Origin of the sequence: Streptomyces lincolnensis, assembly GCF_001685355.1 — a bacterium.
GTDB classification, from domain to species: domain Bacteria; phylum Actinomycetota; class Actinomycetes; order Streptomycetales; family Streptomycetaceae; genus Streptomyces; species Streptomyces lincolnensis.
Genome location: NZ_CP016438.1, coordinates 6,024,966 through 6,043,228, shown reverse-complemented (window position 1 = coordinate 6,043,228; position 18,263 = coordinate 6,024,966). Strand labels below are relative to the sequence as shown.

28 protein-coding genes are annotated in these 18,263 nt (G+C 66.8%); 1 reads left to right on the top strand and 27 read right to left on the bottom strand.

The window, feature by feature from the left end; genetic code table 11:
• Positions 1-28 precede the first annotated feature (28 nt).
• The 4 genes from glmM to SLINC_RS27050 all read right to left on the bottom strand — a co-directional run bounded on the left by glmM (position 29) and on the right by SLINC_RS27050 (position 3,984).
• Positions 29-1,387, bottom strand: coding sequence for a phosphoglucosamine mutase (glmM, locus tag SLINC_RS27065; protein ID WP_067437961.1), 1,359 nt, complete (start codon positions 1,385-1,387; stop codon positions 29-31).
• A gap of 195 nt (positions 1,388-1,582) precedes the next feature.
• Positions 1,583-2,110, bottom strand: coding sequence for a 30S ribosomal protein S9 (gene rpsI / locus SLINC_RS27060; RefSeq protein ID WP_067437959.1), 528 nt, complete (start codon positions 2,108-2,110; stop codon positions 1,583-1,585).
• A gap of 42 nt (positions 2,111-2,152) precedes the next feature.
• Complete coding sequence (rplM, locus tag SLINC_RS27055) at positions 2,153-2,596, bottom strand: 50S ribosomal protein L13 (RefSeq protein WP_067437957.1); 444 nt, start codon at positions 2,594-2,596, stop codon at positions 2,153-2,155.
• A gap of 206 nt (positions 2,597-2,802) precedes the next feature.
• Entirely contained in the window at positions 2,803-3,984 is a 1,182-nt protein-coding gene (locus tag SLINC_RS27050) for a glycosyltransferase 87 family protein (RefSeq protein WP_067437955.1), read from the bottom strand.
• A 73-nt stretch (positions 3,985-4,057) separates the two neighbouring features.
• On the opposite strand from SLINC_RS27050, the gene SLINC_RS27045 reads away from it, so the two are divergent.
• Entirely contained in the window at positions 4,058-4,942 is an 885-nt protein-coding gene (locus SLINC_RS27045) for a hypothetical protein (protein ID WP_067437953.1), read from the top strand.
• 19 nt (positions 4,943-4,961) lie between these two features.
• Here the strand turns inward: SLINC_RS27045 and truA are convergent, their stop codons facing one another.
• The 23 genes from truA to rplP all read right to left on the bottom strand — a co-directional run bounded on the left by truA (position 4,962) and on the right by rplP (position 18,259).
• Complete coding sequence (truA, locus tag SLINC_RS27040) at positions 4,962-5,819, bottom strand: tRNA pseudouridine(38-40) synthase TruA (protein ID WP_067437951.1); 858 nt, start codon at positions 5,817-5,819, stop codon at positions 4,962-4,964.
• Positions 5,820-5,963: 144 nt separating this feature from the next.
• Positions 5,964-6,473 carry a 50S ribosomal protein L17 gene (rplQ, locus tag SLINC_RS27035; RefSeq protein WP_067437949.1) on the bottom strand — a complete coding sequence of 170 codons (510 nt, stop codon included), beginning with the start codon at positions 6,471-6,473 and terminating at the stop codon, positions 5,964-5,966.
• 86 nt (positions 6,474-6,559) lie between these two features.
• Positions 6,560-7,582, bottom strand: a complete 1,023-nt coding sequence (locus SLINC_RS27030) for a DNA-directed RNA polymerase subunit alpha (protein WP_003966937.1) — start codon at positions 7,580-7,582, stop codon at positions 6,560-6,562.
• Between the two features lie 120 nt (positions 7,583-7,702).
• The gene (rpsK, locus tag SLINC_RS27025) at positions 7,703-8,107 is read right to left on the bottom strand and encodes a 30S ribosomal protein S11 (protein ID WP_003956432.1); all 405 of its coding nucleotides are present in this window, start codon (positions 8,105-8,107) and stop codon (positions 7,703-7,705) included.
• Positions 8,108-8,176: 69 nt separating this feature from the next.
• Positions 8,177-8,557 carry a 30S ribosomal protein S13 gene (gene rpsM, locus SLINC_RS27020; RefSeq protein WP_037680379.1) on the bottom strand — a complete coding sequence of 127 codons (381 nt, stop codon included), beginning with the start codon at positions 8,555-8,557 and terminating at the stop codon, positions 8,177-8,179.
• Positions 8,558-8,746: 189 nt separating this feature from the next.
• Positions 8,747-8,860: a 50S ribosomal protein L36 gene (gene rpmJ / locus SLINC_RS27015; protein ID WP_003998809.1), complete on the bottom strand. Its 114-nt coding sequence runs from the start codon at positions 8,858-8,860 to the stop codon at positions 8,747-8,749.
• Positions 8,861-8,919: 59 nt separating this feature from the next.
• Entirely contained in the window at positions 8,920-9,141 is a 222-nt protein-coding gene (infA, locus tag SLINC_RS27010; protein WP_003948620.1) for a translation initiation factor IF-1, read from the bottom strand.
• A gap of 448 nt (positions 9,142-9,589) precedes the next feature.
• On the bottom strand, positions 9,590-10,426 hold the full coding sequence (gene map, locus SLINC_RS27005) for a type I methionyl aminopeptidase (protein ID WP_067437947.1): 837 nt from the start codon (positions 10,424-10,426) through the stop codon (positions 9,590-9,592).
• Between the two features lie 154 nt (positions 10,427-10,580).
• The gene (locus tag SLINC_RS27000) at positions 10,581-11,243 is read right to left on the bottom strand and encodes an adenylate kinase (protein ID WP_067437945.1); all 663 of its coding nucleotides are present in this window, start codon (positions 11,241-11,243) and stop codon (positions 10,581-10,583) included.
• Positions 11,243-12,556, bottom strand: coding sequence for a preprotein translocase subunit SecY (gene secY, locus SLINC_RS26995; RefSeq protein WP_067437942.1), 1,314 nt, complete (start codon positions 12,554-12,556; stop codon positions 11,243-11,245). Before secY ends, SLINC_RS27000 begins: the two co-directional genes overlap by 1 nt.
• Positions 12,557-12,800: 244 nt before the next feature.
• A complete protein-coding gene (gene rplO / locus SLINC_RS26990; protein WP_067437940.1) occupies positions 12,801-13,256 on the bottom strand; it encodes a 50S ribosomal protein L15 in 456 nt (151 codons plus the stop codon).
• A gap of 2 nt (positions 13,257-13,258) precedes the next feature.
• Entirely contained in the window at positions 13,259-13,441 is a 183-nt protein-coding gene (gene rpmD, locus SLINC_RS26985) for a 50S ribosomal protein L30 (protein WP_005481207.1), read from the bottom strand.
• Positions 13,441-14,049, bottom strand: coding sequence for a 30S ribosomal protein S5 (gene rpsE / locus SLINC_RS26980; RefSeq protein WP_067437938.1), 609 nt, complete (start codon positions 14,047-14,049; stop codon positions 13,441-13,443). The genes rpmD and rpsE overlap by 1 nt, the downstream gene beginning before the upstream one ends.
• 36 nt (positions 14,050-14,085) lie before the next feature.
• The gene (gene rplR / locus SLINC_RS26975; RefSeq protein ID WP_037680387.1) at positions 14,086-14,469 is read right to left on the bottom strand and encodes a 50S ribosomal protein L18; all 384 of its coding nucleotides are present in this window, start codon (positions 14,467-14,469) and stop codon (positions 14,086-14,088) included.
• A 3-nt stretch (positions 14,470-14,472) separates the two neighbouring features.
• Entirely contained in the window at positions 14,473-15,012 is a 540-nt protein-coding gene (gene rplF, locus SLINC_RS26970; protein WP_067437936.1) for a 50S ribosomal protein L6, read from the bottom strand.
• 24 nt (positions 15,013-15,036) lie between these two features.
• Entirely contained in the window at positions 15,037-15,435 is a 399-nt protein-coding gene (gene rpsH, locus SLINC_RS26965) for a 30S ribosomal protein S8 (RefSeq protein WP_013001411.1), read from the bottom strand.
• A 211-nt stretch (positions 15,436-15,646) separates the two neighbouring features.
• On the bottom strand, positions 15,647-15,832 hold the full coding sequence (locus SLINC_RS26960; protein WP_003956452.1) for a type Z 30S ribosomal protein S14: 186 nt from the start codon (positions 15,830-15,832) through the stop codon (positions 15,647-15,649).
• Between the two features lie 5 nt (positions 15,833-15,837).
• Positions 15,838-16,395, bottom strand: coding sequence for a 50S ribosomal protein L5 (rplE, locus tag SLINC_RS26955; protein ID WP_030039761.1), 558 nt, complete (start codon positions 16,393-16,395; stop codon positions 15,838-15,840).
• Entirely contained in the window at positions 16,395-16,718 is a 324-nt protein-coding gene (rplX, locus tag SLINC_RS26950) for a 50S ribosomal protein L24 (RefSeq protein ID WP_003992365.1), read from the bottom strand. Before rplX ends, rplE begins: the two co-directional genes overlap by 1 nt.
• 2 nt (positions 16,719-16,720) lie before the next feature.
• A complete protein-coding gene (gene rplN / locus SLINC_RS26945) occupies positions 16,721-17,089 on the bottom strand; it encodes a 50S ribosomal protein L14 (RefSeq protein ID WP_003998823.1) in 369 nt (122 codons plus the stop codon).
• 239 nt (positions 17,090-17,328) lie between these two features.
• Complete coding sequence (gene rpsQ / locus SLINC_RS26940) at positions 17,329-17,616, bottom strand: 30S ribosomal protein S17 (protein ID WP_046263523.1); 288 nt, start codon at positions 17,614-17,616, stop codon at positions 17,329-17,331.
• Positions 17,616-17,840 carry a 50S ribosomal protein L29 gene (rpmC, locus tag SLINC_RS26935; RefSeq protein WP_005481220.1) on the bottom strand — a complete coding sequence of 75 codons (225 nt, stop codon included), beginning with the start codon at positions 17,838-17,840 and terminating at the stop codon, positions 17,616-17,618. The genes rpsQ and rpmC overlap by 1 nt, the downstream gene beginning before the upstream one ends.
• Positions 17,840-18,259, bottom strand: coding sequence for a 50S ribosomal protein L16 (gene rplP, locus SLINC_RS26930; protein WP_007443989.1), 420 nt, complete (start codon positions 18,257-18,259; stop codon positions 17,840-17,842). The genes rpmC and rplP overlap by 1 nt, the downstream gene beginning before the upstream one ends.
• Positions 18,260-18,263: the final 4 nt, after the last annotated feature.

Genomic DNA, 18,263 nt, shown 5'->3' with positions numbered 1-18,263 from the left:
CCCCGAACCCGAAAGACCGAACCCCCAACTACCCCAGCGCCGACTTCACCACATCAGCCAACCGCCCCGCCACAGACCGAGCCTGGTCGATATCCGCCGCCTCGACCATCACCCGCACCAACGGCTCGGTCCCGGAAGGCCGAAGCAACACCCGCCCCGTCTCCCCGAGTTCCCGCTCCGCGTCGGCGACGGCCGTGGCCAGCTCCGCGGACGTACGCACCCGCGCCCGATCCACATCCGGCACATTGATCAGCACCTGCGGCAGCCGCTCCATCACGGAGGCCAGATCCCGCAGCGACCGCCCGCTCTGAGCGACCCGGGCGGCCAGCAGCAGCCCGGTCAGCGTCCCGTCGCCGGTGGTCGCGTGGTCGAGAATGATGACGTGCCCGGACTGCTCCCCGCCCAGGGAGTACCCGTGCTCCTTCATCTCCTCCAGGACGTACCGGTCCCCGACCGCCGTCTGGATCAGCTTCAGTCCCTCACGCTCCAGGGCGAGTTTGAACCCGAGGTTGGACATCACGGTCGCGACCACGGTCCGCTCCCGCAGCACCCCCCGGTCCCGCATCGCCAGCGCGAGCACGGCCATGATCTGGTCGCCGTCGATCTCCGCACCGGTGTGGTCGACGGCCAGGCACCGGTCCGCGTCCCCGTCGTGCGCGATACCGAGGTGCGCGCCGTGCTCGACGACCGCGGCCTTCAGCAGGTCGAGGTGGGTCGACCCGCACCCGTCGTTGATGTTGAGCCCGTTCGGCTCGGCACCGATCGTGACGACCTCGGCCCCGGCCCGCGAGAACGCCTCCGGCGACACCTCGGCGGCGGCGCCGTGCGCCTCGTCCAGGACGATCTTCAGCCCGTCGAGCCGGTTGGGAAGCACCCCGACGAGATGGGTGACGTACCGCTCGACGCCCTCCTCGTAGTCACGGACCCGTCCGACGCCCGCGCCGGTCGGCCGGTCCCAGGGCGCGCCGGTGCGGTGCTCCTCGTAGACCGACTCGATCCGCTCCTCCAGCTCGTCGTCGAGCTTGTGCCCGCCGCGGGAGAGGAACTTGATGCCGTTGTCGGGCATGGCGTTGTGGCTGGCGGAGAGGACGACGCCGAGGTCGGCACCGAGTTCCGCCGTCAGGAAGGCCACCGCGGGTGTGGGCAGCACACCCACGCGCAGGACGTCGACTCCGGCGCTGGCGAGGCCGGCGACCACGGCTGCTTCCAGGAACTCCCCGGACGCGCGCGGGTCCCGTCCGACCACGGCGGTCGGCCGGTGGCCCTCGAAGGTGCCCGCCTCGGCGAGCACGTGCGCCGCGGCGACGGAGAGGCCGAGTGCCATCTCAGCCGTCAGATCCGCGTTGGCGACACCGCGCACACCGTCCGTGCCGAAGAGTCGTCCCACTTGTCCTCCTGAGAAAGCGTCAGTTCAGTAAGGCGCCTAACGCGGATAGCGGCCATCCGATCACACAAGCCCTTGAACGTCTTGTGCCGTTATACGCCCCCAACGGGGATAAACGAACGCCCCGACAGCACTGTGGCGTGCCGCCGGGGCGTTCGAACGTACTGCGTACGGCAAGTACGAAGCAGGCAGCGAAGCCTAGCGCTTGCTGTACTGCGGGGCCTTGCGGGCCTTCTTGAGACCGGCCTTCTTGCGCTCGACCGCACGGTCGTCGCGGCGGAGGAAGCCGGCCTTCTTGAGCGCGCCGCGGTTGTTGTCGACGTCGGCCTCGTTCAGCGCGCGGGCGACACCGAGACGGAGCGCACCGGCCTGGCCGGAGACACCGCCACCGGCGATGCGGGCGATGACGTCGTAACGGCCTTCGAGCTCGAGCACCTTGAAGGGCTCGTTGACTTCCTGCTGGTGCACCTTGTTCGGGAAGTAGTCCTCAAGGGTGCGACCGTTGATCTTCCACTTGCCGGTGCCCGGGACGATCCGGACGCGGGCGATGGCGTTCTTGCGACGGCCCAGGCCGGCGGCCGGCTGCGGGTCGCCGAAGCGGGACGCCATCGACTCCGAGGTGTACTCACCCTCGACGGGGACCTCGGACTCGGTGGTGTAGCTGTCGATGTCGACGAGCTCGGTCTCGGTCTCTTCGACCGGCTGCTCGGTGGTGGTCTCGGCCACGATTCTCCTCAGATTCTGTTCGGTCTTAGGGGGTGGCCGGACTTACTGCGCGACCTGGGTGATCTCGAACGGCACCGGCTGCTGGGCAGCGTGCGGGTGCTGGTCGCCCGAGTAGATCTTCAGCTTGGAGATCATCTGACGGCCCAGGCTGTTCTTGGGGATCATGCCCTTGATGGCCTTCTCGACGGCCTTCTCGGGATTCTTCGCCAGCAGCTCGTCGTAGCGGACGGAGCGCAGACCACCCGGGTAACCGGAGTGGCGGTACGCCAGCTTCTGGGTCTTCTTGTTGCCGGACAGGTGAACCTTGTCGGCGTTGATGATGATGACGAAGTCGCCCATGTCCATGTGCGGGGCATAGGTCGGCTTGTGCTTGCCACGGAGGAGGTTCGCGGCAGTGGTAGCCAGACGGCCCAGGACGATGTCCTGAGCGTCAATGACGTGCCACTGGCGAGTCACATCGCCGGGCTTGGGGCTGTACGTACGCACTTCGCAGCCTTCTTCTTCAGTGGATGGGTGCTGACACATGGCATCACTGAAGCGATCGTGCAGCTGGGGACGACAATGCCGGGAACGCTGCCCGTATGCCGCCCACTGGTAACTGCTCCAGGGAACCTAGGTAAAGGCCTCTCGCGTGAGAACGAGCGAGCCAATACACAACGAACAAGCAGGATACCGGGATGCCCCCGGATGGGTCAAAACGAGGTCACTGCCGTCGGCTCCACCGATTCTACGGGCATCCGGCGCCGTTCCCGGCCGTGCCGCACGACCGTGAGAGCCAGCACACACAGCGTGAAGGCGTCCTTGAAGGCCCGCCGCTGGAGCGTCTCCAGATAAGGCCAGGTCAGCCCCGGAACCTGTGGCACCAGGGCCAGCCAGAACCACGGGGTCCGGGCCACCGACCCGGCGCGGGGCAGCCCGGCGAGCAGCAGCGGCACGACGACCAGCAGATAGTGGTCGTACGACGGCCGGGAGACCAGGAACGCCGAGAGCATCACGGTCGCCGCCGTCTCGGCCGTCCGCAGCGGCCCGGCGTCGTCCCGGCGCCAGCGCAGATACGCACAGAGCACCCCGGCCCCGGCCGCCACCACCGCCAGCAGCCCGGCCGCCGACGGATCCACCCCCAGCCGCGGCAGCACCGCCGCCGGAGAGGCCTCATACAGCCGTACGAAACTGTCGTCGCCGTGCAGCAGGAACGGCAGGGTCCGGGTGAAGAAGCCCGCCGGGTCGGGCAGCAGCAGCGCGGCCGCGGCGGAGACCAGCGCCGGGAGCAGGACCAGGACGGCCAGCCCCCGCCACTGCCGTGCGAAGAGGAACAGCAGCGCCATGGGGGCGAGCAGCGGCTTGAGCGCGATCGCGGCACCGATCACGGCCCCGGCGCCGACCCACCGCCCCCGTCCCGTCAGCAGCAGGGCCAGCGGCAGCGCCAGGGCCGCCGTCGCCGTCCAGTTCCCCAGCCGCACCAGATGCCCGAAGGGCGCGAAGCCCACAGCGAGCGCGGCCAGCCCCAGCACGGCGAAGCGGCTGCGCAGCGGAACGCCGTACAGCCGCAGCGCGCACGCCCAGCCGCCGGCCAGACAGCCGGTCACCACGACCGGCACCGCCACCCGCAGCGCGAGCTCCGGCAGCAGGGCCTGCGGGACCGCCGCGAGCACCGCGCCCGGAAGATAGAGGAAGTGCGGATCGTCATACGGCGATCCCCCGGCCAGCCAGGTCCGCGCCGCCCGCACGACGATCGCGTTGTCCATGCCCCCGTCCGAGGTCAGCCGTGCCGTGCGCGCCGCCGTCGCCCCCAGCACGGCCGCCAGCGCCACCCACAGATGCCCGCTCGCCCTTCGCACCAACCACCCGGAGATGTCGCTTTTGCGCTCGCTCATCGACCGAACGGTAGGGGTCGCAGAGCTTCTTGGGACGGACCGGCACACCGCTCGGCCCTCTAAGATGCGGCCCATGAGCTACGGGCAGCAGCAGGGACCCCAGTCCCAGTGGGATCCCTGGAAACCGCATTCCCAGCAGCAGCCGTGGGGCAGCAGCGGCGACGACGGGACGCCGGACTGGGCCGCGCTCGCCGAAGCGTCCGAGACCCGCAACAAACGGCGCCGTCTGCTGTTCATCGGTGGTGGCGCGCTCGCCACGATCGCGATCGGTTCGGCCGTGGCGATGGCCGTGGTCTCCGCGAACGGCAGCAAGGGGTCCGAGAAGCCGTCCTCGCTGCCCGCCGGCGGCATCCCGAGCGCCTCGGGCACCGCCGCCCCGTCCTTCGCGCCGACCAGTGCCCCGCCCCCGCTGGACCCGAAGGACTTCGTCTCCAGCAAGAACAAGGACAAGGCGCCGATCGGCCCGGCGATCCTCTTCCCGAACACCCAGCTCGCCCTGGGCTCGACCGCCTACAAGAAGGGCGCGTCGGCCGACACCACGAACTGCGGCTCGGCCACCAAGGGCACCCTCCCCAAGATCCTCGGTGCCAACGACTGCACTCGCCTGATGCGCGTCACGTACGCCGAGAAGAACATCGCGGGGACGGTCGGCGTCGCGCTCTTCGACACCGCGGCGCAGGCGACGAAGGCCAAGAGCCAGTGGGACAAGAAGAGCGTCATCGCCTCCCTGTCCGGCAAGGGCGTGGGCGCCTTCTGCAACTCCGCCATCTGCTACACGACCGCCAACTCCTACGGCCGCTACGCCTATTTCACCGTCACCGGCTTCACCGACGGCAAGGACGTGACGGACAAGAACACCGCCGTCTTCACGGCCGGCGACGGCCTGGCGGAGTACGCGTTCAACCAGATCCGTCGCCGCGGCGAGGCCCAGGCGTCGGCGGCCGCGAACGCCGGATAGCACCCGCACCGGGGCCGGCTCAGCAGCAGCCGGTCCCGGGCAGCGTCCGCTTGTTCCGCGCCTCCTTGTTCCGCGCGGCCAGCAACTCGTCGGCGGGGTACCCGACTTCCTCCAGCGTCAGCCCGTGCGGCCGTACGACGTGCACGGCGGAGTCCCGGACGCCCGCCGCCAGCACCTTCGCGGGCCAGTCGGCCCCCCGGTGCCCGTCCCCCACGAACAGCAGCGCCCCGATGAGCGAGCGCACCATGTTGTGGCAGAAGGCGTCGGCGCGCACGGTGGCGGTGATGATCCCGTCGGCGCCCTTGTCCAGGCTGAGTTGCTGGAGCGTGCGGATCGTGGTCGCCCCCTCCCGCCGCTTGCAGTAGGCGGCGAAGTCGTGCTCCCCCAGCAGCCCCTGGGCGGCCTCGTTCATGGCGTCCACGTCGAGCGGCCAGTCGTGCCACAGGACGTGGTTGCGCAGCAGCGGGTCGACCCCGCCGGGGTTGTCGGTGACGCGGTACGCGTACCGCCGCCAGACGGCCGAGAAGCGGGCGTTGAAGCCGCTGGGCGCCTCTCTGAGCGCCCACACCCGAACATCCTTGGGAAGCCGCCCCGCGAGCCGCTTCAGCAGCTTCTCGTGGTGCTCACGCCACACCGGCTCCGGCAGATCCACATGCGCCACCTGCCCCCGCGCGTGCACGCCGGCATCCGTACGCCCCGCCACGGTCAGCTCGTAGGTGACACCCCCGGACCGCGTGACCGTCCGCAGAGCGTCCTCGATCTCCCCCTGGACAGTCCGCCGCCCCCCGGCCTGCTTGGCCCACCCGGAGAACTCGGTCCCGTCGTACGACAGATCCAACCGCACCCGCACGAACCCGGCCTGCACTTCGTCACTCACACAGAAATCCTCTCAGGAACACGAAAGCGGGCCCGCCCCTTGAAAAGGAACGGACCCGCTGAGCGCCCCGTAAGGGGCGCGGGGAACTGCGCGACAAGCCACGACAAAGCCGCAGCCGCCAAACAAACAGAACCCGGCAGACGCTTACGCGTCCTTGGACTCCTCAGCCGCGTCCTCGGCCTCGTCGGCCTTGGTCACGTCCACCTTGGTCTCCTCGGCAGCCGGAGCAGCCTCGGCGTCCTTGGCGGCACGCTTCGTCGCGGCCTCGGCCTCACCCGTCGCCTCCTGGGCGACCGTCAGGGCCTCGACCAGCTCGATGACAGCCATGGGCGCGTTGTCGCCACGACGGTTACCGATCTTGGTGATTCGGGTGTAGCCACCGGGACGGTTCTCGTAGCGCGGGCCGATCTCGGTGAAGAGCGTGTGGACGATGCTCTTGTCCGTGATCACCTGGAGCACCTGACGGCGGTTGTGAAGGTCGCCCTTCTTCGCCTTGGTGACCAGACGCTCGGCGTACGGACGCAGCTTGCGCGCCTTCGCCTCGGTGGTGGTGATACGGCCGTGCTCGAACAGCGACTTCGCGAGGTTCGCGAGAAGCAGCTTCTCGTGCGCGGCACTGCCGCCCATACGGGCACCCTTGGTGGGCTTCGGCATTGTTCTTCTCCTGTGTGTCTGCCCCGGCCGTATCAGGTACCGGGGTCAGGAACCCGATGAGCGGATGCTCACCGGCAAACGACCGATCAGTACTGCTCGGTCTCCACGAAACCCGCGTCCGCGTCGTCGTCGGCGCCGAAGGCGTCGGCGGCGGCGGTCGGGTCGAATCCGGGCGGGCTGTCCTTGAGGGCCAGGCCCATGCCGGCCAGCTTCGCCTTGACCTCGTCGATGGACTTCGCACCGAAGTTGCGAATGTCGAGGAGGTCGGCCTCGGAGCGGGCGACGAGCTCACCCACGGAGTGGATGCCCTCACGCTTGAGGCAGTTGTACGACCGAACGGTGAGCTCGAGCTCCTCGATCGGCAGGGCGAGATCAGCGGCCAGGGCGGCGTCCGTCGGGGACGGACCCATGTCGATGCCCTCGGCGTCGATGTTGAGCTCGCGCGCCAGACCGAACAGCTCGACCAGGGTCTTACCGGCCGACGCCATGGCGTCACGGGGACGCATGGCCTGCTTGGTCTCGACGTCGACGATCAGCTTGTCGAAGTCGGTGCGCTGCTCGACACGCGTGGCCTCGACCTTGTACGTGACCTTCAGAACCGGCGAGTAGATGGAGTCGACCGGGATACGGCCGATCTCCTGGCCCACCTGCTTGTTCTGCACGGCGGAGACGTAACCACGGCCACGCTCGACCGTGAGCTCCATCTCCAGCTTGCCCTTGCCGTTGAGCGTGGCGAGGACGAGGTCGGGGTTGTGCACCTCGACACCGGCCGGGGGCGCGATGTCGGCGGCGGTGACCAGACCCGGGCCCTGCTTGCGCAGGTACATCACGACCGGCTCGTCGTGCTCCGAGGAGACGACCAGCTGCTTGATGTTGAGGATCAGGTCGGTGACGTCCTCCTTGACGCCCGGCACGGTGGTGAACTCGTGCAGCACGCCGTCGATCCGGATCGACGTGACCGCCGCACCGGGAATCGAGGACAGGAGGGTCCGGCGGAGGGAGTTGCCGAGGGTGTAGCCGAAGCCCGGCTCCAGCGGCTCGATCACGAACCGGGAGCGGAATTCGTCGACGACCTCTTCGGTCAACGAGGGACGCTGAGCGATCAGCATGGTGCGTTCCTTCAGTCAGGGGCGCCCGCTATTTGACGCCCTGATGGTGTTACAAGGGTACGGGCGATACGGCCCGTAAGAGCCGTACCGCCCGAAAACCTCAGACCAAGCAGCCGTACGTCAGACGCGGCGGCGCTTGGGCGGACGGCAGCCGTTGTGCGGGGTGGGGGTGACGTCCTGGATGGAGCCGACCTCAAGACCGGTCGCCTGAAGCGAACGGATGGCGGTCTCACGACCCGAACCCGGGCCCTTGACGAACACGTCCACCTTGCGCATGCCGTGCTCCTGCGCGCGACGGGCGGCCGACTCGGCGGCCATCTGCGCGGCGAAGGGGGTCGACTTGCGCGAGCCCTTGAAGCCGACGTGGCCGGCGGAGGCCCAGGAGATCACGTTGCCCGAGGGGTCCGTGATCGAGACGATCGTGTTGTTGAACGTGCTCTTGATGTGCGCGTGGCCGTGAGCGACGTTCTTCTTTTCCTTGCGGCGCACCTTCTTGGCAGCGCCCTGACGACCCTTGGGGGGCATCTATAACTCCTACGGGGAGGTGGTCGGTCCTACAGCGAAGACCGCTGATGAAGCGTTGTCCGCTGAGGACTACTTCTTGCCCGGCTTCTTCTTACCGGCGATGGCGCGACGCGGACCCTTGCGGGTACGGGCGTTCGTGCTGGTGCGCTGACCGCGGACGGGCAGACCACGACGGTGGCGCAGACCCTGGTAGCAGCCGATCTCGACCTTGCGGCGGATGTCGGCCTGGATCTCGCGACGGAGGTCACCCTCGGTCTTGATGTTGTTGTCGACGTACTCACGAATCGCGACGAGCTGCTCCTCGGAGAGGTCGCGAACGCGGGTGTTCGGGTCGATGCCGGTCTCGGCCAGCGTCAGCTGGGACAGGGTCCGGCCGATGCCGAACACGTAGGTCAGGGCGACCTCCACGCGCTTTTCGCGCGGGATGTCAACACCGGAAACGCGTGCCATTCAATGGCTCCAGTTGATCTTCGGAGGTCTGACACAGAACCGGATCCCGACCGCCGTACCAGGTACGAACCGGGTCCCCGGCCTCCGAACCGGGGGTGTCAGGCACAAGGGTGCCTGGGTTCCGCGTATTACACATTCAGCTCGCGTCGCGCGAATCTCTGCGGATGCAGAGGGTGAGGTCGGTAGCGGTCAGCCCTGGCGCTGCTTGTGGCGCGGGTTCTCGCAGATGACCATGACCCGACCGTGACGGCGGATCACCCTGCACTTGTCGCAGATCTTCTTGACGCTCGGCTTGACCTTCATGGGGTGAGGTTCTCCGGGTCAGTGCCATCGCCTCGGGAAGCCCGGGGCGCGGGCAAGATCTACTTGTACCGGTAGACGATCCGGCCACGCGTCAGGTCGTACGGAGACAGCTCCACCACGACCCGGTCGTCAGGGAGGATGCGGATGTAGTGCATACGCATCTTGCCGCTGATGTGTGCCAGGACCTGGTGGCCGTTCTGGAGCTCGACCTTGAACATGGCGTTCGGAAGAGACTCGACGACAGTGCCCTCGATCTCGATGGCACCTTGCTTCTTGGCCACGCTTCGCCCTTCGAATCGACTACCCTGATCGACCCCCGCTACCGCATGAAGGCATGCGGGTACACGAGAGCCGACGAGTCAGTCTACGTCAGGCCACTCGGAAAGACGAATCGAGGAAGGATGCCCCAAGACAGAGATCATTAAGCCGAGAGCCCAAGGTCCACCCCTCAGCCCAGAGAATCCGGCGCCGCGGCGACCCTTCGCCGTCAGCGCCAGAATGCCGCCCGCAACGAGGCCTGCGGCCCGGGTGAGGGCACCTCACAAGCTTCGAGCGGCTGCGCCGGCCTCCGACCGACGACCGACGGCAAGAACCGACCTCAGGCCAGAGGATCCGGCGCCCCGATGACCCCGTACCCGCCGAGCCTGGCCTTGCCACCGCCCGAAGCCGTCAGGACCTCGGACCCCGTTCCGGATGCCCCTCTCGCGGGCTCGACGGCAGAAGCCGACCTCAGGCCAGAGGATCCGGCGCCGCCGTGATCCCGTGCTCGGCAAGCTTGGCCTTGCCGCCGTCGGGCGCCGTGAGGACCAACGGGCCCTCCTCCGTCAGCGCCACCGAGTGCTCCCAGTGGGAGGACCAGGTGCCGTCCGTCGTGATGACCGTCCAGTCGTCCGACAGGACCTCGGTCTTCGGCGTCCCGAGGGAGACCATCGGCTCGATCGCCAGGCAGAAGCCCGGGACCAGCTTCGGTCCCTTGCCGCGCCGCCGGTCCACGTAGTTCAGGAGATGCGGGTCCATGTGCATCTCGGTACCGATGCCGTGCCCGCCGTAGTCCTCGATGATCCCGTACCGGCCGCCGCCCGGCTTCGGCTGCCGGCGGATGTACGTCTCGATGGCCCGGGAGACGTCGACCAGCCGGTTCCCCAGCTTCATCGCCGCGATACCGGCCCACATCGACTCCTCGGTCACCCGCGAGAGCTCGACCAGCTCCGGGGAGTGCCCCGACCCCACGAAGGCCGTGTAGGCCGCGTCACCGTGCCAGCCGTCGATGATCGCGCCGCAGTCGATGGAGATGACGTCGCCGTCCTTCAGGACGACGTCGTCGGACGGGATGCCGTGGACGACGACCTCGTTCACGGACGTGCAGATCGTCGCGGGGAAACCGCCGTATCCCAGGAAGTTCGGCTTCGCGTCGTGCTCCGCGAGGACCTTGCGGGCGACCTGGTCCAGGTCCTTGGTCGTGGCCCCGGGCACCGCGGCCTCACGCGTCGCCGCGTGGATGGCGGCGACGACCAGCCCCGCCTCACGCATCTTGGCGATCTGCTCGGGGGTCTTGATCTGCACCATGGCGGCGGGGGCCTTTCTTGGACCGGGTCGGGGACCGTGGAGGGAACGGGTGACAGCAAAGGTGCCTTCAACCATACGTGCACCCACACAGCAGCCGCGGCCCCCTCGAAAGGGAACCGCGGCTGCCGAGACGTACTGAAAAGGAGCCGGCCGCCTAAGCGGCGTCGTCCTCGCGGTTGAGCGCCTCCATCGCGCGCCCGGTGACGTCCTCCACCTTGCCGAGGGCCGAGATCGTCACCACGAGGCCCTGGGCCTTGTAGTAGTCGATGATCGGCTCGGTCTGGGTGTGGTAGACCTCCAGGCGCTTGCGGACGGTCTCCTCGGAGTCGTCGTCACGCTGGTACAGCTCGCCGCCGCAGACGTCACAGACGCCTTCCTTCTTCGGTGCCTTGTACGACACGTGGAAGACGTGCGCCGAGTCGTTACGGCAGATTCGGCGGCCGGCGATGCGCTTGACGACCTCCTCCTCGGGGACCTCCAGGTCCAGCACCGCGTCCAGCTTCATGCCCTCGCTGTGCAGCATCTCGTCCAGCGCCTCGGCCTGCGACACGTTCCGCGGGAAGCCGTCCAGCAGGAACCCGCCCTCGGCGTCGGACTGCTCCATGCGGTCCTTGGCCATACCGATGGTGACCTCGTCCGGTACCAGGTTGCCCGCGTCCATGTAGGACTTCGCGAGTTTGCCGAGTTCCGTCTGCTGGCTGATGTTGGCTCGGAACAGGTCGCCCGTGGAGATGTGCGGGATGGAGAGGTTCTGGGCCAGGAACGCGGCCTGCGTTCCCTTGCCCGCACCCGGCGGCCCGACGAGGACGATTCGCATCAGCGGAGGAACCCTTCGTAATTGCGCTGCTGAAGCTGGCTCTCGATCTGCTTCACCGTCTCGAGACCGACACCCACGATGATCAGGATGCTGGTCCCGCCGAACGGGAAGTTCTGGTTTGCCCCAAACCCAACCAACGCCATCGTCGGCACGAGAGCGATCAACCCCAGGTACAGCGAACCCGGCCAGGTGATCCGGTTGAGCACGTAACTCAGGTACTCAGCGGTCGGTCGGCCAGCCCGGATGCCCGGGATGAAGCCACCATACTTCTTCATGTTGTCGGCGACTTCTTCGGGGTTGAAGGAGATCGCCACGTAGAAGAACGCGAAGAAAACGATGAGCAAGAAGTACATGCTGATGTAAATCGGGTGGTCACCCTTGACGAGGTTGGCCTCGATCCAGGTCTTCCACCCCGAGGTACCACTGGAGAACTGGGCGATCAGCGCCGGGATGTAGAGCAGCGACGACGCGAAGATGACGGGAATCACACCGGCCTGGTTGACCTTCAGCGGAATGTAGGTCGACGTACCGCCGTAGGAACGGCGGCCGATCATCCGCTTCGCGTACTGGACCGGAATGCGGCGCTGAGCCTGCTCGACGAAGACCACCAGGCCGACCATGACGAGCCCGACCGCGATGACGGTGCCGAACTCGATCCAGCCGCCGGCCAGGGTGCCCTGCTTCTTGATGGCCCACAGCGCGGACGGGAAGGTCGCGGCGATCGAGATGAACATCAGGATCGACATGCCGTTGCCGATGCCGCGGTCGGTGATGAGCTCACCGAGCCACATCACGACGGCCGTACCCGCGGTCATGGTGATGACCATGACGATCGTGCTGAAGATGGAGCGGTCGGGGACGATCTGGCCGGCCACCTGGCAGCCCTGGAAGAGGGCGCCACTGCGGGCCGTGGCCACCAGGCCGGTGCCCTGGAGGATGGCCAGCGCCACGGTGAGGTAACGGGTGTACTGCGTGATCTTCGCCGTACCGGCCTGGCCCTCCTTCTTCAGGGCTTCCAGGCGCGGGATCACCACCGTGAGCAGCTGGAGGATGATGCTCGCCGTGATGTACGGCATGATGCCCAGCGCAAAAATGGTGATCTGCAACAGCGCGCCACCGCTGAACATGTTGACGAGACCGAACAGGCCCTGGTTGGCAGACGCCTCTTTCACGCACTGCTGGACGGCTGTGTAGTCGACGCCCGGAATCGGGACGTGGGTACCGATCCGGTACACCACGACGATGCCGAGCGTGAAGAGCAGCTTCTTGCGCAGGTCGGGCGTCTTGAACGCCCGGGCGAACGCGGTGAGCACGGTGCCTCCTGCGACCCCCGCGCTACTGCGTCAAGGGTGACGGTCTTGAAGGTCCAATAAGAACAACGACATGTCTAACGGTCGACTGCCGCCCAAGGTGCCCCATGGGAAGCACCTTGTGAAAGTGGGCAGTGCAGGCAACCTTACCGGCGAGACTGCCCCCTAGGAACGACCAACCGGGGATACCCCTTTTGTGGGGTATCCCCGGTCGGGATCGCTCAAGTCATCGAGACGCCCGCTGTGTTCAGAGGAGCTCGGTGACGGTACCGCCGGCGGCGGTGATCTTCTCCTTGGCGGAACCGGAGACGGCGTCGACCGTCACCTGCAGCGCCACGGAGATCTCGCCCTGGCCGAGGACCTTGACGAGGCTGTTCTTGCGAACCGCACCCTTGGCCACGAGGCCCTCGACGGTGACCTCGCCACCCTCGGGGTACAGCGCGCCCAGCTTGTCGAGGTTCACGACCTGGTACTCGGTCTTGAACGGGTTCTTGAAGCCCTTCAGCTTCGGAAGACGCATGTGGAGGGGCATCTGCCCACCCTCGAAGCGCTCCGGAACCTGGTAACGGGCCTTCGTACCCTTGGTGCCACGACCGGCCGTCTTACCCTTCGACGCCTCACCACGACCCACACGGGTCTTGGCGGTCTTGGCGCCCGGGGCGGGACGGAGGTTGTGGATCTTGAGCGGGTTGTTCTCCGCCATGATCAGTCGACCTCCTCGACCGTCACGAGGTGGCGGACGGTGTGCACCATTCCGCGGAACTCGGGACGATCCTCCTTGACGACCTGCGTGTTGATCCCCTTGAGACCAAGGGAACGCAGGGTGTCACGGTGGTTCTGCTTGCTGCCGATGTACGACTTCGTCTGCGTGATCTTGAGCTGTGCCATTACGCAGCACCAGCCCCGGCACGCGCACGCAGCAGAGCCGCGGGAGCGACGTCCTCGAGGGGCAGACCACGGCGGGCCGCGATCTCCTCGGGACGCTGCAGGCCCTGCAGGGCCGCCACGGTCGCGTGCACGATGTTGATCGCGTTCGACGAGCCGAGCGACTTCGACAGGACGTCGTGGATACCTGCGCACTCGAGCACCGCACGCACCGGGCCACCGGCGATAACGCCGGTACCGGGGGACGCGGGCTTGAGCAGAACGACGCCGGCAGCCTTCTCACCCGTGATCGGGTGCGGGATGGTGCCCTGGATACGGGGGACCTTGAAGAAGTGCTTCTTGGCCTCTTCAACACCCTTGGCGATCGCGGCCGGCACCTCCTTGGCCTTGCCGTAACCGACACCGACGGTGCCATCGCCATCGCCCACTACGACGAGCGCAGTGAAGCTGAAGCGACGACCACCCTTCACAACCTTGGCGACGCGGTTGATCGCGACAACGCGCTCAACGTACGCGGTCTTCTCGGCGGCAGCAGCGCCGCCGTCACGGCCCTTCCGGTCCCGCCGCTCGCCGCCACCGGCACCGCTTCCGCGGCGCTGGGGTCCAGCCATTGGATTACCTCTCTCTTTCCGCTAGCTACAAGCGGCTCAGAACTTGAGCCCGGCTTCGCGGGCGGCGTCCGCCAGGGCGGCGATGCGCCCCGCGTACTGGTTGCCACCACGGTCGAATACGACAGCCTCGACACCGGCGGCCTTGGCGCGCTCGGCGACCAGGGCGCCGACCTGCTTGGCCTGCGCGGACTTGTCGCCCTCGCCACCGCGGATCGAGGTGTCCAGGGTGGACGCCGACGCCAGGGTGTGACCCTTGATGTCGTCGATCACCTGGGCCACGATGTGGCGGTTCGAGCGGGTCACGACCAGACGAGGACGCTCCGCCGTACCGTTGATCGACTTGCGGATCCGGATGTGGCGGCGCTTGATCGCGGCGCGCTTGTAGGCGTCGCCCTTGAGGATCTTCTGTCCGTATGCCATGGCTTACTTACCCGCCTTTCCGACCTTGCGGCGGATGACTTCGCCCTCGTACTTGACACCCTTGGCCTTGTACGGGTCGGGCTTGCGCAGCTTGCGGATGTTGGCCGCAACCTCGCCGACCTTCTGCTTGTCGATGCCCTCGACCTGGAAACGGGTCGGGGACTCCACCTTGAAGGTGATGCCCTCGGGGGCCTCGACCAGGATCGGGTGGCTGTAACCGAGAGCGAACTCCAGGTTCGAACCCTTGGCGGTCACTCGGTAACCGACACCGCTGATTTCGAGCTTCTTCACGTAACCCTGGGTCACGCCGGTGATCATGTTCGCCACCAGCGTGCGGGACAGGCCGTGCAGGGCCTTGCTCTGACGCTCGTCGTTGGGGCGGGTGACGCTGAGAACGCCGTCCTCACCCTTGGCGATGTCGATCGGCGCGGCAACGGTGTGGGTCAGAGAGCCCTTGGGGCCCTTGACCGCGACCGTACGGCCGTCGATGGTGACGTCCACGCCGGCGGGAACCGTGATGGGGAGCTTGCCAATGCGCGACATAGCTGTTTCCTCCGTTCCCTTCCGCTACCAGACGTAGGCGAGAACTTCTCCGCCTACGCCCTTCTTGCCGGCCTGCTTGTCGGTGAGGAGACCGTGCGACGTGGAGATGATCGCCACGCCGAGGCCACCCAGCACCTTGGGCAGGGAGGTGGACTTCGCGTAAACCCGGAGACCGGGCTTGGAGATCCGCTTGATGCCCGCGATGGAGCGCTCACGGTTGGGGCCGAACTTCAGCTCCAGGACGAGGTTCTTGCCGACTTCGGCGTCCTCGACCTTCCAGCCCGTGATGAAGCCCTCCTGCTGGAGGATCTCCGCGATGTGAGACTTGATCTTCGATGCCGGCATCGTCACGGAGTCGTGGTACGCCGAGTTCGCATTCCGCAGACGCGTCAGCATGTCTGCGATCGGATCAGTCATGGTCATGAATTGGCCTTCGGCCTCTCTCGCCGGGGTTTCCAGGTGCCCATCCCTCTCCTCGATCCGAGACGAGGCGGGTGCGGTGCGGTGGACCTACGGCGTAGTAAGTCGTATGGGCGTCCAGGCGCCCAACCCTCCTAGCCTAAGCCATGAAGGGGTGGGCACCTGACACAGCCCTTTACTTACCGAGAGCTTCGGGAATCCCTAAAAGACGGGACTACCAGGAGCTCTTGGTCACGCCCGGCAGCTCGCCACGGTGAGCCATCTCACGAAGGCACACGCGGCACAGGCCGAACTTGCGGTACACGGAGTGCGGACGGCCGCAGCGCTGGCAGCGGGTGTACGCACGCACACCGAACTTGGGCTTACGAGCAGCCTTGGCAATCAGAGCCTTCTTCGCCATCTCGCTTACGCCTCCTTGAAGGGGAAGCCGAGGTGACGAAGGAGCGCGCGGCCCTCAGCGTCGTTGGTCGCCGTGGTCACCACGGTGATGTCCATACCCCGGGTGCGGTCGATCTTGTCCTGGTCGATCTCGTGGAACATGACCTGCTCGGTGAGACCGAAGGTGTAGTTGCCACGGCCGTCGAACTGCTTGGGAGACAGACCACGGAAGTCGCGGATGCGCGGCAGCGCGAGCGACAGGGTGCGGTCCAGGAACTCCCACATGCGGTCGCCACGAAGCGTGACGTGGGCACCGATCGGCTGGCCCTCACGCAGCTTGAACTGCGCGATGGACTTACGGGCCTTGGTGACGGCCGGCTTCTGACCGGTGATCGTGGTGAGGTCCTTGATGGCACCCTCGATCAGCTTGGAGTCGCGGGCGGCGTCGCCCACACCCATGTTGACCACGATCTTGACGAGGCCGGGGATCTGCATGACGTTCTCGTACTTGAACTCGTCACGCAGCTTGCCCGCGATCTCCTCGCGGTACTTCGTCTTCAGACGCGGAGTGGTGGTGGTAGCCATCAGATGTCCTCACCCGTCCGCTTGGCAACGCGGATCTTGTTGCCCTCGTCGTCGAAGCGGTAACCGACACGCGTGACGACCTTGTTGCCGTCCTTCTCCACGACCAGCTGGACGTTGGAGACGTGGATGGGGGCCTCGGTCGTGACGATGCCGCCGGCCTGCGAACCGCGAGCGGTCGGGCCGGCCTTGGTGTGCTTCTTGACCCGGTTGACACCCTCGACCAGGACACGGTCCTCGCGGGGGAAGGCCGCGATGACCTTGCCCTGCTTGCCCTTGTCCTTACCGGTGATGACCTGGACCAGGTCGCCCTTCTTGATCTTCATGCTTACAGCACCTCCGGCGCGAGCGAGATGATCTTCATGAACTTCTTCTCGCGCAGCTCACGACCCACCGGGCCGAAGATACGGGTGCCGCGAGGGTCGCCGTCGTTCTTCAGAATGACGGCGGCGTTCTCGTCGAAGCGGATGTACGAGCCGTCCGGACGACGGCGCTCCTTGACGGTGCGAACGATGACCGCCTTGACGACGTCACCCTTCTTCACGTTGCCACCGGGGATCGCGTCCTTGACGGTGGCGACGATGACGTCACCGATGCCCGCGTAGCGGCGACCGGAGCCACCGAGCACACGGATGCAAAGGATCTCCTTCGCACCAGTGTTGTCGGCGACACGCAGTCGCGACTCCTGCTGGATCACGTCTATCTCCTGGATGTCTGCCGGTTCCCGGCGGGAGCACTAAACGTTTAACGCTCCCGCCGAGCCTGGCGGAACTGTCCTGCGGATGGGCCCCGCAGGAATTACATGTGCCACCCGGCGAGCAGCGCAGCGTCAATGACTCACGCTGCTCGGCCGGTTCACCGGCGGGTGAGCGCAAAACGTTTAGCGCTCACCCGCCGAAACGGCGGTTCAGTCCTGCGGGTCAAGCCCCGCAGGGATTACTTGGCCTTCTCGAGGATCTCGACGATGCGCCAGCGCTTGGTCGCCGACAGCGGGCGGGTCTCCGCGAGGAGGACCCGGTCGCCGACGCCGGCAGCGTTCTGCTCGTCGTGCGCCTTGAGCTTGTTGGTACGGCGGATGACCTTGCCGTACAGCGCGTGCTTGACGCGGTCCTCGACGGCGACGACGACGGTCTTGTCCATCTTGTCGCTGACGACGAGACCCTCACGGGTCTTGCGGAAGCCGCGGGCCTCTGCAGTCTGCTCAGTCACGTTGCTCTCACTCATCAGGCGCTCTCCACCGTCTCGATGCCCAGCTCGCGCTCACGCATCAGGGTGTAGATCCGCGCGATGTCCTTACGGACGGCCTTGAGCCGACCGTGGTTCTCGAGCTGGCCCGTCGCCGCCTGGAAGCGGAGATTGAACAGCTCTTCCTTGGCTTCGCGGAGCTTGTTCAGCAGCTCCTCGTCACCCAGTTCGCGCAGCTCGGACGCCTTGGTACCGGCCGACATCACGCTTCACCTGCCTCGCGCTTGACGATCCGGCACTTCATCGGCAGCTTGTGGGCCGCACGAGTCAGCGCCTCACGGGCGATCTTCTCGTTGGGGTAGGACAGCTCGAACATGACCCGACCCGGGTGCACGTTCGCGATCCACCACTCGGGAGAACCCTTACCGGAACCCATGCGGGTCTCGGCAGGCTTCTTCGTGAGCGGGCGGTCCGGGTAGATGTTGATCCAGACCTTGCCGCCACGCTTGATGTGGCGGGTCATCGCGATACGAGCGGCCTCGATCTGACGGTTCGTCACGTACGCCGGGGTCAGCGCCTGGATGCCGTACTCGCCGAACGCAACCGTCGTACCGCCCTTGGCCATACCACGGCGCTTCGGGTGGTGCTGCTTGCGGTGCTTGACCCTACGGGGGATCAGCATGACG